We start from the raw sequence: 14,274 nt of genomic DNA, 5'->3' as shown, positions 1-14,274 counted from the left end.
CGTGGCTGTTCCGAAGCGGAAGATGTCGCGCAGCAACACGCGCCACCGCCGGTCGCAGTGGAAGGCTGCGGTCCCCACCCTGGTTGCGTGCGAGCGCTGCCACGAGCCCAAGCTGCAGCACATCGCGTGCCCGTCGTGCGGCACCTACAACAAGCGCCAGGTCCTCGAGGTCTGAGCGGCTGGTGAGAGGCACTGTGTCCACGCCGAAGAAAAACTCTGCGGACCAGCAGGCCTCGTCCCACACGCTTCTGGAAGGGCGGCTCGGCTACCAGGTCGAGTCCGCCCTTCTGGTGCGAGCGCTCACCCACCGTTCCTACGCGTACGAGAACGGCGGTCTGCCGACGAACGAGCGGCTGGAGTTCCTCGGGGACTCCGTGCTCGGCCTCGTCGTCACCGACACGCTGTACCGCACCCACCCCGACCTGCCCGAAGGCCAGCTGGCCAAGCTGCGGGCCGCGGTGGTCAACTCGCGTGCGCTGGCGGACGTGGGACGCACGCTCGACCTGGGTTCCTTCATCCGGCTCGGCCGCGGTGAAGAGGGCACGGGCGGCCGGGACAAGGCGTCCATCCTCGCCGACACCCTCGAAGCGGTGATCGGCGCGGTCTATCTCGACCAGGGCCTGGAATCGGCGGCGGAGCTGGTGCACCGTCTGTTCGACCCGCTGATCGAGAAGTCCTCCAACCTCGGCGCCGGCCTGGACTGGAAGACCAGCCTCCAGGAGCTGACCGCGACCGAAGGGCTCGGCGTTCCCGAGTACCTGGTCACGGAGACCGGCCCCGATCACGAGAAGACCTTCACTGCTGCCGCCCGCGTCGGAGGCGTCTCGTACGGCACCGGCACCGGCCGCAGCAAGAAGGAGGCGGAGCAGCAGGCCGCCGAGTCCGCCTGGCGGGCCATCCGGGCCGCCGCGGACGAGCGCGCCAAGTCCGCCGCGGCGGCGCAGGCCGCCCAGGCGGCCGCCGCCTCACAGGCCGCCACCGCCGTCGAGACGGGAGCGGCCGTCGAGGCCGGTGCGGCCGTCGAGGCGGGGGTGACCGTCGAGGCCGGGGCCGACGACTGATCGGCCCGTCGGCCCGTCGGCCCGCCGGTCGTCCGGCTCCGCCGGCGCCGGTGTCGGCGCCGGCAGAGCACAGCAACGGCCAGAGCGCCCGCCCCGCCCGGGGACGGGCGCTCGGCTCATTCCACGGGGGAGTCCATGCCCGAGTTGCCCGAGGTCGAGGTCGTACGCCGCGGTCTGGACCGGTGGGTCGCCCACCGGACCGTCGCCGGCGTCGAGGTGCTGCACCCGCGCGCCGTCCGCCGCCATCTCGCCGGCGCCGACGACTTCGCCCGGCGTCTCGACGGTCACCGCTTCGGCACGCCGAGCCGGCGCGGCAAGTATCTGTGGCTGCCGCTGGAGGACTCCGGGCAGGCCGTCCTGGCGCACCTCGGGATGAGCGGCCAGCTGCTGGTCCAGCCGCACACCGCGCCCGACGAGAAGCACCTGCGCGTCCGCGTCCGCTTCGGAGACGACCTGGGGACCGAGCTGCGCTTCGTGGACCAGCGCACCTTCGGGGGCCTCTCGCTGCACGACACCGGAACCGACGGGCTGCCGGACGTCATCGCGCACATCGCCCGCGACCCGCTGGACCCGCTGTTCGACGAGGACGCCTTCCACCGGGCGCTGCGCCGCAAGCGGACCACCATCAAACGCGCCCTGCTCGACCAGTCCCTGATCAGCGGCGTCGGCAACATCTACGCGGACGAGGCCCTGTGGCGGGCCCGCCTCCACTACGACCGCCCGACCGCCGGCCTCACCCGCCCGCGCACGCTCCAGCTCCTCGGCCACGTCCGGGACGTCATGAACGCGGCGCTCGCCGTGGGCGGCACCAGCTTCGACAGCCTGTACGTCAACGTCAACGGCGAGTCAGGCTACTTCGACCGCTCCCTCGACGCGTACGGCCGCGAAGGGCTGCCCTGCCGGCGCTGCGGCACCCCGATGCGCCGCCGCCCGTGGATGAACCGCTCCAGCTACTTCTGCCCGAAGTGCCAGCGGCCCCCGCGCGTGACGGTGGTGGCAAGCGGCCCGGGCGCCGTTCAGCCGCGCCGGGCGTCGTAGGTCTCGCGGGCGGCGAGCACCTCGTCCATCCGTCCCTCCACGAACTGGATGAGCGAGGTCAGCCGCCGGGCCACCTCGCGGCCGAGCGGCGTCAGCTCGTAGTCGACGCGGGGCGGGTTGGTGGGCTGGGCCTCGCGGTGCACCAGGCCGTCGCGCTCCAGCGCGTGCAGGGTCTGGGACAGCATCTTCTCGCTCACGCCGTCCACCCGGCGGCGCAGCTCGTTGAAGCGCAGCGAGCCTTCGTACAGGGCGCCGAGCGTCAGCCCGCCCCAGCGTCCCGTGATGTGCTCCAGCGTCCCGCGCGACGGACAGGCCCGGGAGAACACGTCGTACGGGAGGCGCTCGTCCTCCGTGCACTCGTGCGTGGTCGTCATACCGCAAGCGTACGCCCGCACAGCGCTGACCGGCAGAGCACGCTAACCGCTGGTGAGCGTGCCGGCCCGGTGCGCGTCGCGTAGCGCTAGTAGCCGAAGAAGTGGTGGGCCGGGTCTCTGACCTGCGGCCCCGTAATCGATCAACGCTGCGACCTGCGACTTAGCTGTCGGTGGTTGTCAGCGTTGGTCGTCGTTGAGCACCCCCGCACGGCCCGGAGACGGCCCGAGCGACGACCGTAGTTCAGACCCCGACCACGATCGGGAGCGCGTCCGGTCGGCCGTAGGTGAGGATGCGCGTGAGTGCCTCCCTCATGCGAGCTATGTCCGCGGCCGGTGCATGTAGCACTGCCTCCACTACCGGATCATCCAGGAACAGGGCTTCCAAGGTATCGGGGTCGAACGTGACCCGCAGGATGTCTCCTTCCAGCTCCACCGTGCGCACGCATCCGTACGCGGTGCCCTGGTCGGGGGTGACAACGCAGTAGGAGTCGCAGCCGTTGCGGATGTTCTGCGCATCGGGTTCCTCGAAGCCGCACTGAAACTCAAGCGCGAAGCTCTCTCCGCCTTCTGACTCGGCAACTCCGGCAGTCAGGGCATAGATGTCCGGCCCCGGCTCGTGGCATCCGTAAGCGATCTTCGCCGTGAATCTGTAGGTCACACGCGTGTTTTACCAGGGCCTGCGGCGGCCGATGACGTGAGGTCGGCGGAGCGGCTTTGGGCGGGAGCTGCTTTGGGGCGAGTGATCATGGCCCCGTAAGCTTCCGGCGCGTCGGGCAGTCTGTGGACCTGCCCGGTAAAGCACGACGTTGGGGCCATGATCTTCGAGGCTCGCCCCAAAGTGGCTGCCTAAAGCCGTGGAGCCGACCGCCCCAGCCACGACGTGTTCTGACCTCATGCCGCCGGCCAACCCTTACCAGGGCGCGCGTCGGCGCAGCGCGCCCGGAGCGGGCCGAAGGCAGGAGCGCAGGGCGGAGCGGAGCCGGGAAGCGCGCCCGGCGGAGCGGAGCGCAGCCGGGGCTTGATGAGGTAGAGAAACCTGTAACCGGGCCGCCTTCGGTTGCCTCCCGGCTAATGGCGCTGCCTTACTGAAGGTCGTACTCCGCTGCGAGGACGCGACTTGGCCCCATGTAGTCACGGGCGTACTCGGTGATCTGTCCGTGCTGATCCCAGTAGTGGTTGGCCATGCTGAGCACTGCGGTGCCAGGCTCAAGGTCGAGAAGCGAGGCAACGTCCTCCGGGAGCGCCTCGATCGATACCGTGTCCCGGCGCTTGACTGCCCGCCGGCCGGTCCGGTCCTCAATCAGGCCGAACGTCATTTTCGGCAGTGGGCCGGTCGAGATCAGCTCTGGCGCGGCCTCGGCCATCTCTCCTGGAAGCCATGAAGTGGACAGGGCAACCACTCCGTCCTCGTCCAGGTACCGGCGTCGGCGTTGGACTACCTGAGTCCCTACCTCTACTTCCAGCGCGTCGGCCACCTCGGCGTCCGCGGGCACCATCTCAGCGCTGATGATTTCCACCCGCTCACCGGGCTTGAAGCCACTGCCTGTGGTTCGCTGCAACTGAAGTCGATCGGGTCCGGTCGTCAGTTTGCTCGGCATACGCGCCACCGTTCCAATCCCTGAGATGGTCTCTGCGTATCCCTCTGCCCGCAAAACGGACGCAACTCGCGTAGCGGTAGCCACTGAGACGCCTTCATCGCGCACGATCTCGCGGACCGACGGGATCCGGTCCCCGGGCTGCAACTCGCCACGCTCGATCCGACCTTTGATCTGCGCCGCGATGCGCCGGTATGGCGGCAAAGCGGGCGAGTTCCCGGTCATGTGAACAGCTCCCTTCTAAAGTGCTCTAGAACACCCCTTGACTCCCGGGGTGCTCTAAAACACTATAGAGCTGTGCCTCGCGCTCCAACAGGCGTGATCCGGCACGGACCGCTCGATCCTCAGGGATGGCGCTCAACCGCCAAGAAGATCCGCCACCCCTATGCCGCGAAGGGAAGCCCTCATGTTCTTCAAGTCCTCGAACAGTCGTCTGAGCAAGTACGAGATCGTCTGCAACGACAGTGACTGTGACTACACCGACACTGCACGAACGTTCCGAGGTGCCCAGTCCAAGAACCACGGGCACGCGGCGAGCCACGGTAAGGGCAAGCTCGCCGACCGTAAGAACGAGAAGTAACGGCCTGTAGTCACCGTTGCTGGGGGCGGCGCTCAACCGCCAAGAAGATCCGCCGCCCCCGGCTCCCGCGAAGGGAACCTCCATAATGCCTGCTTCTCTCCTCCGTGCGCGCGTCACGGTTCAGCGTGGCTGCCCGGCCTGCATGTCCGCTCGGTGCGCTGACCCGGCGGAGTGCCTGTACTTCCTGACCTCTCGCCCGTGGGCGGACTGTGCCAACTGCAACGGTTCCGGCTTCGCGGGTGAAGACTCTCCACTCGCGGTGTTCTGCGACTACTGCTCGGGCAGCGGTCTCGTAGAGCACACGTCCAAGTCGATCAGTTCCGTGCAGATCAGCGACCACGCCAAGGAGCGGCACGCGGCCTACGTTGCTGCGCTGCGGGCTCGCATCGCTGTCACATCGGATCGGGGCCTGCCCCGTCCGGCCTGCCCCGGCTGTGGGTCGGAGCGCTTCCCGCTGTGGACGCGGGTGCCGGTGGACGGGATGACGGTGCTCACGCACGACGGTGAGACGATCTGCCCCGGTGACCCGGCCTTCGGTGGCTGGACTGGTCCCGAGCCGCTGCCCGCGTCCGTGTCGGCGGGGGTGGCTGCGTGACGGTGTTCCCCGTCGCCCCGGAGGCCGTGGCTGGTGCTGCGGCCTCTTTGGGCACCGACCCCATCACTCTGGCGGATCTGCTGCGGGTGGCGAACTCGCCCGGCTTCGAGCGCTGGCAGGAGCAGATCCGCCGCACGGGCGGCTGTGCGAATCCGATCCGGTTGATGGGCCAGACCGTCACCCGCGATGCGAAGACCGGTGACGTCCTGTACTCCTACAGCACCGAGCACGAGCCGGGCGGGATGTTGCGGGTGGCCTGCGGCAACCGGCGTGCCTCGCGCTGCCCGTCCTGCGCCTGGACGTACGCCGGGGACACCTATCACCTGATCCGTGCGGGGATCACGGGTGACGAGCGCAAGGACGTGCCCGCCACCGTGCGGGACCATCCCCGCGTCTTCGCCACGCTCACCGCGCCCTCGTTCGGTCCGGTCCACAACCGCCCCGCGTCCGGCCGGTGCCGGTGCGGCGCCCAGCACACCGAGGACGATCCGGCGCTCGGCACGGCCCTGGACCCGGCCCGGTACGACTATGCCGGGGCGGTGCTGTGGAACAACTTCGCCGGGGACCTGTGGCGGCGGTTCACGATCTACCTGCGCCGGGAGATCGCCGCCCGCGCGGGCCTGACCCAAGCAGCGCTCACAGAGGTGTGCCGGGTCTCTTTCGGCAAGGTCGCCGAGTTCCAGAAACGCGGTTCGGTGCACTTCCACGCCGTGGTCCGCCTCGACGGCCCGGACGGTGCCGACACCGCTCCGCCGGCGTGGGCCACGGTCGCTCTCCTGGGGGATGCGATCAGGGCGGCTGCCGGTCGCGTCTCGGTGCCGGTGCCCGCCTCCGGCGACCACCCGGCCCGCGTGCTGCGGTGGGGCTCGCAAGTGGACGTGCAGCCGATCGGTGCGCTCGGGCACGAGGAACTGACCGAACAGGCGGTGGCTTCCTACGTGGCCAAGTACGCCACCAAGGCGGCCGAGACGACCGGCACCGTCGACCGGCGTATCGGAGAGCTGGCGGAGCTGGACCGGCTGCCGCTGCCCGACCACACGCGGCGGCTGATCGAAGCGTGCTGGACCCTCGATGACGCCTACCCCGACCGGCTGCTCGCCCGGTGGGCGCACATGCTCGGCTTCCGCGGCCACTTCTCCACCAAGTCCCGCCGCTACTCCACCACCCTGTCCGCGCTGCGCGAGGTGCGCGCCGACTACCGCGCCCGTCAGGAACGCCGGGAGCGGGGTCTGTCTGAGGACCTTGACGACTCGGAGGGCTCCACGCTCGTGCTCGCCCACTGGACCTACGCCGGACAGGGCCACACGCCCGGTGAGTCCTGGCTGGCTGCCTCGATCGCGAAGGAGATCCGACTGAACCGACAGACCGCACGCGAAGCCCTCGCCGACATGCCCGACCTGGACGACTGGGAGGTGTGCGCATGAAACGCCCGCTGCCTTCCCGCTACCTGACCCCGATCGACGTCGCCGACCTGCTCGGCGTGCCGGTCGAGACGGTCTACCAGTGGCGGCGCAAGGGCACCGGCCCCCGCGGCTTCCGGGTCGGCCGGCACCTGCGCTTCGACCCCGAAGACGTCCGCGCCTGGGTCGAAGACCTGATGGAAGGGGCCGCCTGATGGCCGGACACATCCAAGACCGCTGGTACAAGACCGAGACCGGCTCGGACGGCAAACCCGTCAAGGTCAAGACCGACCGCTTCGGCGTCGGCCTGCGCTACCGGGCCCGGTACATCGGGCCGGACGGCTCCGAGAAGTCCAAGAGCTTCCCGGACAAACAGAAGCGCAAGGCGGAACAGTGGCTCGCCAACATCGAGGCGGACATGTCGCGCGGCGACTACGTCAGTCCGGACGCTGGCAAGGTCACGTTCGAGCAGTACGCCAGGGAGTGGATGACCACGCAGATCACGGACCCTCTGACGCGGGAGTCTGTCGAGAGCCGGTTGCGGCTCCACGCGATCCCTCACCTGGGTACGCGGCCGATGGGCTCGTTCACTCCGTCGCACCTTCGGCTGTGGCTTCGCGCGCTTGAGGACCGTGGGCTGTCGGCCGGATACCGGCGCGGGATCTTCGCGCACGTCTCCACGGTCTTCACGGCGGCGGTAGAGGACCGGATCATTCGCTTCAACCCGTGCAGTGCCCGGTCTGTGCGGGCTCCTCGGCTCGAACCTCGCAAGGTCAAGCCCTGGCCTGCCGAGCGGGTCATGGCGGTTCGCGCGGCCTTACCGGAGAGCTACCGGGCTCTCGTGAACGTCGCCGCCGGGTGTGGCCTGCGACAGGGTGAGGTCTTCGGCCTGGCCGTGGAAGACGTGAACTTCCTTGGCGGGGTGATGCATGTGGTTCGGCAGGTCAAGCTCTTGCAGCGTCATCGGCCAGTGTTCGCTCCGCCAAAGGGCGGCAAGGAGCGTGACGTGCCTCTGCCTGAGTCGGTGGCCTTCGCGCTGGCTGCGCACCTGAAGCGTCACCCGGCCGTGGAGGTCACCCTGCCGTGGAAGACGCTCGACGGCCCTCCGGTCACGGCCTCGCTCATCTTCACCGGCTCGATGGGCATGGCCCTCGACCGGAACCGCTTCAACGACCGCGTGTGGCGGCCGGCGCTTCGGTCCGCGGGCCTGGAGACCGGGCGGGACAACGGTATGCACGCGTTGCGGCATTTCTACGCCTCGGTGCTCTTGGACGCGGGGGAGAGCATCAAGGCTCTCAGCGAGTACCTGGGCCACCATGACCCCGGCTTCACGCTGCGGACGTACACGCACCTGATGCCGTCCAGTGAGACCCGGACCCGGGCCGCCGTGGATGGCGTCTTCCAGGTCGAGGAACCTACGGACGACGGCCCGGAGACGGCCCAAGGGCTGAGTTAGGTCTGTGACCTGCGGTTATCTCAGTAGCCGAAGTTCTGCGTCCACCACGGCCCGCCCGAGCCGTGGTGCACGCCGACGCCCAGGGTCTTGAAGTCGCAGTTCAGGATGTTGGCGCGGTGGCCGGGGCTGTTCATCCAGGCCTCCATGACGGAGGCCGCGTCGGCCTGGCCGCGGGCTATGTTCTCGCCGCCCAGGTTGGTGATGCCGGCCTGCTCGGCACGGTCCCACGGGGTCGCGCCGCTCGGGTCGGTGTGGTCGAAGAAGCCCTGCTCGGCCATGGCGCGGCTGAAGTCCCCGGCGAGGCCGGCGAGCGCGCTGTTCGCGGCGACCGGGCTGCAGCCCGCCCGCGCCCGCTCCTCGTTGACCAGGCGGAGCACCTCGGCCTCGGCGGCGGCCTCGGCGGACACCGTCACCGGAGCCTCGGGCTTCGGCGTGGCCTTCGGCGGAGTCTGCTGCGCGGTGCGGGTCGGCTGCGCCGGCTTCGGCTTCTTCGCCGACGGCTCGGTCCTCGGCTTCTTGGAGGGGGCCTCGGTGCTGGGCTCGGCCGACGTCTTCGACGTCTTCGACGGGGACGCCGAGGGCGACGCGGAGCGCCCGGTGCCGGGGCTCGTCGTCGTGCCGCCGGCCGCGGCGCCGGTCTCGATGCTGGCGGAGGCGCCGCCCTGCTGCGTCCCGGTGTTGCCGGGGGTGTCGCTGGTCTGCACCTTGTCGGCGCCGCTCCCGCCGAGCGTGTAGCTCTCGCCGCCGGGCAGGACGCCGGTGGCGACCGCGACCGTGCCGAGCGCGACCGCGGCGGAGACGCCGAGCAGCCCGGTCCGTACCGGCGTGGCGGCCTTCTTCCTGCGGCGGTGGGCGCGTCCGCGCGAGGCGCCGCCCTCGGCCGGGTACCCGCCGTCTTCCGGCGAGCCCGCCGCCGGACCCGTGGGACCGGTGGCGTCCGTCGCAAAGAGGTACGCGTCGCTGCGCGTCACGGCCTCGGCGTAGGCCTCCGGGCTCGGATAGGGCGCGATGCCGGGCTCGGGCCGGTCGCCCGGGTACGAGTGCCGCGGGTCCTGGCTCCCGGCGGCGGAGCCGTGCGCCGCAGTGGCCTCCGTCGCGCGGCCCGTGGCGGCGCGGCCGGCGGCGGAGCGTCGGTGGCGTCCCATGTCCTGGCCTTCCTCGTCCTCGCGGCGACTCTCGCGTTGTCGCGGTTGATCAACAAAACCCACACGATCGAGTGAGTTTCAGATGAGTTTCATTGGGGCTGGACGGTACCGCATGGCGCACGGGGAGGAAGTGTCCCAAGAGACATTGGCCCGTTAGGTTGCCTCCATGAGCGACGATGTGCGACTGGTCGCCTGGGTGCGCGGACGCGTCCAGGGTGTGGGTTTCCGCTGGTTCACGCGGGCCAAGGCGCTGGAGATCGGCGGGCTGAGTGGCTTTGCTCTCAATTTGGAGGACGGTCGCGTCCAGGTGGTCGCCGAAGGCCCTCGCGCCGGCTGCGAAGGACTCCTCGACTGGCTCCGGAGTGACGACACGCCCGGGCGCGTGGACGGCGTGACAGAGATCTGGGACACACCGCGCGGCGGTTACGACGGCTTCGCCATCCGCTGACCCGGCCCGGCGCCCGGCCGGAACGGCGGGCGACGGACATGCCCGCGGTGGCTGCCCCGGACGGAAAGAAGCAGGTGATTGCGGCCGGGGTCTTGCCGACGAGGGCTCCGCGCGCCAGGATGGCCGCCACGCCCCCCGGGCCCCGCATATGCCGCGACACCACCGCTTCACGCCGTGTTCGCCCGGGTTGCCCCCAATACGGGGCGTGATCGTGTTGACCGTCAAACTTTTTGGTGAGACGCTGAAAGCCCCGCGCACCTTGGCTGTTTGGCATGGATGAACGGCAGCACAACTCCACAGTGCCAAGCACCGCGGGTGCGAATCCCTCACGACCCACACCGCATCGGTCGGTCACTCATTGTGGAGGACCATCCATCATGGCAAAGGCGCTTCTCGGTTACGTCGGCGGCTCCGACCCTCGACTCCTCGCCGAGATGCGACGGCTCCAGCAGCGCGTCCAGGACCTGGAATCCGAACTCGTACGGATCCAGGCCGAGAACGACGCGCTGGCGGCTGCCGCTTCTCACCACGACAGGATCATGGAGAGCGTCGACGCACACCAGGCGGAGCCTGCGCTCACCTGATCACTGCATCGCACAACGACACAGTGGTCGGGCGGACCGTACCAACCGCTCAGGTGTCAGAAGTTGCAAGGGACGCTTCGGCGTCCCTTCTTTCTTTCCCCGCGCGCTTCGCGCCCTTCTCCGCGCCCTTCCGGCGTCCGCCCCCGGAGCCGTTCCTTCTCCGCGCATCCTTTCAGCGTCTTAACGTCTGGTGTGCCCTGCGCGTGCAGCGGCGAAACCGCGGGTTCATGGAGTGGGACAACCCCGGAAGGTAGAGTCCGGCGGCGTGCACCTCAAGGCCCTGACCCTCCGCGGGTTCAAGTCGTTCGCCTCGGCGACCACACTCCGGTTCGAGCCGGGCATCACGTGTGTCGTCGGGCCCAACGGCTCGGGCAAGTCCAACGTCGTGGACGCGCTCAGCTGGGTCATGGGCGAGCAGGGCGCCAAGTCGCTGCGCGGCGGCAAGATGGAGGACGTCATCTTCGCCGGCACCACCGGCCGGCCGCCGCTCGGCCGCGCCGAGGTGTCGCTGACCATCGACAACTCCGACGGGGCGCTGCCCATCGAGTACGCCGAGGTCACCATCACGCGGATCATGTTCCGCAACGGCGGCAGCGAGTACCAGATCAACGGGGACACCTGCCGTCTGCTCGACATCCAGGAACTGCTCTCCGACTCCGGCATCGGCCGCGAGATGCACGTCATCGTCGGCCAGGGCCAGCTCGACTCCGTCCTGCACGCCGACCCCATGGGCCGCCGCGCCTTCATCGAGGAGGCGGCCGGCGTCCTCAAGCACCGCAAGCGCAAGGAGAAGGCGCTGCGCAAGCTGGACGCGATGCAGGCCAACCTCGCACGTGTACAGGACCTCACCGACGAACTGCGCCGCCAGCTCAAGCCGCTCGGCCGCCAGGCCGCGGTCGCCCGCCGCGCCGCCGTCATCCAGGCCGACCTGCGCGACGCCCGGCTGCGCCTGATCGCCGACGACCTGGTCCGGCTGCGGGAGGCGCTCCAGGCGGAGGTCGCCGACGAGGCCGCGCTCAAGGAACGCAAGGAGGCCACCGAGCAGGAGCTGCGCCGGGCGCTCCAGCGCGAGGCCCTCCTGGAGGACGAGGTCCGGCAGCTCACCCCGCGCCTCCAGCGCGCCCAGCAGACCTGGTACGAGCTGTCCCAGCTGGCCGAGCGGGTGCGCGGCACCGTCTCCCTGGCCGACGCGCGGGTGAAGAGCGCCACCTCCGCCCCACTCGAGGAACGCCGCGGCCGCGACCCCGAGGACATGGAGCGCGAGGCCCAGCGCATCCGCGAGCAGGAGGCCGAACTGGAGGCCGCCCTCGAAGCCGCCCAGCGCGCCCTGGACGACACGGTCGCGCACCGCGCCGAACTGGAACGCGAGCTGGCGCTGGAGGAGCGCCGGCTGAAGGACGCGGCCCGCGCCATCGCCGACCGCCGCGAGGGCCTGGCCCGGCTGAACGGCCAGGTCAACGCCGCCCGCTCGCGCGCCGCCTCCGCCCAGGCCGAGATCGACCGGCTGGCCGCCGCCCGCGACGAGGCCCAGGAACGGGCCGTACGCGCGCAGGAGGAGTACGAGGCGCTCAAGGCCGAGGTCGACGGCCTCGATGCCGGCGACACCGAACTCGCCGAGCGGCACGAGGCGGCGAAACGCCGGCTCGCCGAGGCGGAGAGCGACCTCGCCGCGGCCCGCGAGGCGGCCGGCGCGGCCGAACGGCAGCGGGCCGCCACCAGGGCCCGGCACGACACCCTCGCCCTCGGACTGCGCCGCAAGGACGGCACCGGCGCCCTGCTCGCCGCCCGCGACCGGCTCACCGGACTGCTCGGCCCGGCCGCGGAACTGCTCACCGTGACACCCGGCCACGAGGTTGCGCTCGCCGCCGCGTTCGGCGCCGCCGCCGACGCCCTCGCGGTCACCACGCCGACCGCGGCGGCCGACGCCATCCGGCTGCTGCGCAAGCAGGACGCCGGACGGGCGGCGCTGCTGCTGTCGGGCGCGCCCGACGACCTACCGCGCGAGAGCACGGGGACGGACGGGCCGCCGTACGCGGCCGACCTGGTGAGCGGTCCCGCGGAGCTGATGCCCGCCGTACGGCGGCTGCTGCGCGGGATCGTCGTCGTGCCCACCCTGGAGGACGCCGAGGAGCTGGTGTACGCGCGGCCCGCGCTGACCGCGGTGACCGCCGAGGGCGATCTGCTCGGGGCGCACTTCGCGCAGGGCGGTTCCGCCGGGGCGCCGAGCCTGCTGGAGGTGCAGGCCTCCGTCGACGAGGCCGCGGCCGAGCTGGCCGAGCTGGCCGTGCGGTGCGAGGAGCTGGCCGAGGCGCAGCGGGCCGCGGCCGAGCGGCGCACCGAGGCCGCCGCGCTGGTCGAGGAGCTGGGGGAGCGGCGCCGGGCCGCCGACCGGGAGAAGTCGGCCGTCGCCCAGCAGCTCGGCCGGCTCGCCGGGCAGGCCAGGGCCGCCGCCGGCGAGGCCGAGCGCAGCGTCGCCGCCGCCGCGCGGGCGCAGGAGGCGCTCGACAAGGCGCTCGCGGACGCCGAGGAACTGGCGGAGCGGCTGGCCGTCGCCGAGGAGATGCCGTTCGAGGAGGAGCCGGACACCTCCGTGCGGGACCGGCTCGCCGCCGACGGGGCCAACGCGCGGCAGACCGAGATGGAGGCGCGGCTCCAGGTGCGTACGCACGAGGAGCGGGTCAAAGGGCTCGCCGGGCGGGCCGACGCGCTGGACCGGGCCGCGCGCGCCGAACGCGAGGCACGCGCGCGTGCCGAGCAGCGGCGTGCGCGGCTGCGGCACGAGGCGGCCGTCGCCCAGGCCGTCGCCTCCGGCGCGCGCCAGTTGCTCGCGCACGTCGAGGTCTCCCTGGCCCGCGCCGACGCGGAGCGCACCGCCGCCGAGGCCGCCCGGGCCCGCCGCGAGCAGGAACTGGGCGCCGCGCGCACCCAGGGCCGTGATCTGAAGGCCGAGCTGGACAAGCTGACGGATTCGGTCCACCGGGGGGAGGTACTCGGCGCCGAGAAGAGGCTGCGGATCGAGCAGCTGGAGACGAAGGCGCTGGAGGAACTCGGTGTGGAACCGGCGGGGCTCGTGGCCGAGTACGGACCGCACCAGCCGGTGCCCCCCTCGCCCCCCGCCGAGGGCGAGGAACTGCCGGAGGACCCCGACCACCCGCGCAACCGGCCCCGGCCGTTCGTCCGCGCGGAGCAGGAGAAGCGGCTGAAGGCGGCCGAGCGGGCCTACCAGCAGCTCGGCAAGGTGAACCCGCTGGCGCTGGAGGAGTTCGCGGCGCTGGAGGAGCGGCACCAGTTCCTCAGCGAGCAGCTGGAGGACCTGAAGAAGACCCGCGCCGACCTGCTCCAGGTCGTCAGGGAGGTCGACGAGCGGGTCGAGCAGGTCTTCACCGAGGCCTACCGGGACACCGCGCGCGAGTTCGAGGGCGTCTTCGGCAGGCTGTTCCCGGGCGGCGAGGGGCGGCTGGTGCTGACCGACCCCGACAACATGCTGACCACCGGCGTGGACGTCGAGGCGCGCCCGCCGGGCAAGAAGGTCAAGCGGCTGTCGCTGCTGTCGGGCGGGGAGCGGTCGCTGACGGCCGTCGCGCTGCTGGTGTCGATCTTCAAGGCGCGGCCCAGCCCGTTCTACGTCATGGACGAGGTCGAGGCGGCGCTGGACGACACCAACCTCCAGCGGCTGATCCGGATCATGCAGGAGCTCCAGGAGACCTCTCAGCTCATCGTCATCACGCACCAGAAGCGGACGATGGAGGTCGCGGACGCGCTGTACGGCGTGTCCATGCAGGGCGACGGTGTGTCGAAGGTCATCAGCCAGCGCCTGCGCTAAGTGCGTGCCCATTACACCCGTCTTGACCTGGGCCGACGTCATCCATTCAAAACTTGAACACACTGACCACATTCACACCGAGGACTTCACACCGACCCCCCTATTGACTTCGAAAGTTGAAGGCATAGTCTCTGCCACGTTGCTTTTACCTTCAGGTACCTTCAGGTGGACCTCG

Annotated in this window: 14 protein-coding genes; 10 read left to right on the top strand and 4 right to left on the bottom strand. The window is 70.8% G+C overall.

Annotated elements, in window-relative coordinates:
* The first annotated feature begins 1 nt into the window (after position 1).
* The 3 genes from rpmF to mutM all read left to right on the top strand — a co-directional run bounded on the left by rpmF (position 2) and on the right by mutM (position 2,099).
* Positions 2-175: a 50S ribosomal protein L32 gene (rpmF, locus tag ACZ6KF_RS19195; protein ID WP_007493396.1), complete on the top strand. Its 174-nt coding sequence runs from the start codon at positions 2-4 to the stop codon at positions 173-175.
* Positions 176-194: 19 nt separating this feature from the next.
* Positions 195-1,061 carry a ribonuclease III gene (gene rnc / locus ACZ6KF_RS19190; RefSeq protein ID WP_469158975.1) on the top strand — a complete coding sequence of 289 codons (867 nt, stop codon included), beginning with the start codon at positions 195-197 and terminating at the stop codon, positions 1,059-1,061.
* A gap of 135 nt (positions 1,062-1,196) precedes the next feature.
* Positions 1,197-2,099, top strand: coding sequence for a bifunctional DNA-formamidopyrimidine glycosylase/DNA-(apurinic or apyrimidinic site) lyase (gene mutM, locus ACZ6KF_RS19185; RefSeq protein ID WP_356630087.1), 903 nt, complete (start codon positions 1,197-1,199; stop codon positions 2,097-2,099).
* Here the strand turns inward: mutM and ACZ6KF_RS19180 are convergent.
* From ACZ6KF_RS19180 to ACZ6KF_RS19170, 3 genes are all read right to left on the bottom strand, one after another.
* Positions 2,078-2,473, bottom strand: coding sequence for a winged helix-turn-helix transcriptional regulator (locus tag ACZ6KF_RS19180; RefSeq protein WP_469177173.1), 396 nt, complete (start codon positions 2,471-2,473; stop codon positions 2,078-2,080). The two genes, mutM and ACZ6KF_RS19180, sit on opposite strands and share 22 nt — an antisense overlap.
* Positions 2,474-2,714: 241 nt before the next feature.
* Positions 2,715-3,131: an Imm10 family immunity protein gene (locus tag ACZ6KF_RS19175; protein WP_469239339.1), complete on the bottom strand. Its 417-nt coding sequence runs from the start codon at positions 3,129-3,131 to the stop codon at positions 2,715-2,717.
* 424 nt (positions 3,132-3,555) lie between these two features.
* Positions 3,556-4,293 carry a GntR family transcriptional regulator gene (locus ACZ6KF_RS19170; RefSeq protein ID WP_469239337.1) on the bottom strand — a complete coding sequence of 246 codons (738 nt, stop codon included), beginning with the start codon at positions 4,291-4,293 and terminating at the stop codon, positions 3,556-3,558.
* Positions 4,294-4,970: 677 nt separating this feature from the next.
* Between ACZ6KF_RS19170 and ACZ6KF_RS19165 the strand changes: the two genes are divergently transcribed.
* From ACZ6KF_RS19165 to ACZ6KF_RS19150, 4 genes are read left to right on the top strand one after another with little or no spacing between them, the layout of a single operon-like run.
* Positions 4,971-5,243, top strand: a complete 273-nt coding sequence (locus ACZ6KF_RS19165; protein WP_469239335.1) for a hypothetical protein — start codon at positions 4,971-4,973, stop codon at positions 5,241-5,243.
* Positions 5,244-5,269: 26 nt separating this feature from the next.
* Positions 5,270-6,667 (top strand): replication initiator protein RepSA, encoded by a 1,398-nt coding sequence (gene repSA, locus ACZ6KF_RS19160; RefSeq protein ID WP_469239420.1) that lies wholly within the window; start codon positions 5,270-5,272, stop codon positions 6,665-6,667.
* Positions 6,664-6,858 carry a helix-turn-helix transcriptional regulator gene (locus ACZ6KF_RS19155; protein ID WP_469239333.1) on the top strand — a complete coding sequence of 65 codons (195 nt, stop codon included), beginning with the start codon at positions 6,664-6,666 and terminating at the stop codon, positions 6,856-6,858. Before repSA ends, ACZ6KF_RS19155 begins: the two co-directional genes overlap by 4 nt.
* Complete coding sequence (locus ACZ6KF_RS19150; protein ID WP_469239331.1) at positions 6,858-8,099, top strand: tyrosine-type recombinase/integrase; 1,242 nt, start codon at positions 6,858-6,860, stop codon at positions 8,097-8,099. The genes ACZ6KF_RS19155 and ACZ6KF_RS19150 overlap by 1 nt, the downstream gene beginning before the upstream one ends.
* 20 nt (positions 8,100-8,119) lie before the next feature.
* On the opposite strand, the gene ACZ6KF_RS19145 is transcribed toward ACZ6KF_RS19150, so the two are convergent.
* Positions 8,120-9,244 (bottom strand): CAP domain-containing protein, encoded by a 1,125-nt coding sequence (locus tag ACZ6KF_RS19145; RefSeq protein WP_469239329.1) that lies wholly within the window; start codon positions 9,242-9,244, stop codon positions 8,120-8,122.
* A gap of 166 nt (positions 9,245-9,410) precedes the next feature.
* Between ACZ6KF_RS19145 and ACZ6KF_RS19140 the strand changes: the two genes are divergently transcribed.
* The 3 genes from ACZ6KF_RS19140 to smc all read left to right on the top strand — a co-directional run bounded on the left by ACZ6KF_RS19140 (position 9,411) and on the right by smc (position 14,099).
* Positions 9,411-9,692 (top strand): acylphosphatase, encoded by a 282-nt coding sequence (locus ACZ6KF_RS19140; protein WP_356630082.1) that lies wholly within the window; start codon positions 9,411-9,413, stop codon positions 9,690-9,692.
* A gap of 377 nt (positions 9,693-10,069) precedes the next feature.
* Positions 10,070-10,276 carry a hypothetical protein gene (locus tag ACZ6KF_RS19135; protein WP_129801581.1) on the top strand — a complete coding sequence of 69 codons (207 nt, stop codon included), beginning with the start codon at positions 10,070-10,072 and terminating at the stop codon, positions 10,274-10,276.
* Between the two features lie 265 nt (positions 10,277-10,541).
* A complete protein-coding gene (smc, locus tag ACZ6KF_RS19130; protein WP_469239327.1) occupies positions 10,542-14,099 on the top strand; it encodes a chromosome segregation protein SMC in 3,558 nt (1,185 codons plus the stop codon).
* Positions 14,100-14,274: the final 175 nt, after the last annotated feature.

It is taken from the genome of Streptomyces sp. NPDC046379, assembly GCF_055587785.1.
This window is presented reverse-complemented; position numbering and strand designations above follow the sequence as displayed.

Excerpts from the sequence above, each read along its gene's own strand:
- mutM (WP_356630087.1), top strand. The coding sequence starts at position 1,197 with ATGCCCGAGTTGCCCGAGGTCGAGGTCGTACGCCGCGGTCTGGACCGG.
- ACZ6KF_RS19180 (WP_469177173.1), bottom strand. The coding sequence starts at position 2,473 with ATGACGACCACGCACGAGTGCACGGAGGACGAGCGCCTCCCGTACGAC.
- ACZ6KF_RS19170 (WP_469239337.1), bottom strand. The coding sequence starts at position 4,293 with ATGACCGGGAACTCGCCCGCTTTGCCGCCATACCGGCGCATCGCGGCG.
- ACZ6KF_RS19155 (WP_469239333.1), top strand. The coding sequence starts at position 6,664 with ATGAAACGCCCGCTGCCTTCCCGCTACCTGACCCCGATCGACGTCGCC.
- ACZ6KF_RS19150 (WP_469239331.1), top strand. The coding sequence starts at position 6,858 with ATGGCCGGACACATCCAAGACCGCTGGTACAAGACCGAGACCGGCTCG.
- ACZ6KF_RS19145 (WP_469239329.1), bottom strand. The coding sequence starts at position 9,244 with ATGGGACGCCACCGACGCTCCGCCGCCGGCCGCGCCGCCACGGGCCGC.
- ACZ6KF_RS19140 (WP_356630082.1), top strand. The coding sequence starts at position 9,411 with ATGAGCGACGATGTGCGACTGGTCGCCTGGGTGCGCGGACGCGTCCAG.
- ACZ6KF_RS19135 (WP_129801581.1), top strand. The coding sequence starts at position 10,070 with ATGGCAAAGGCGCTTCTCGGTTACGTCGGCGGCTCCGACCCTCGACTC.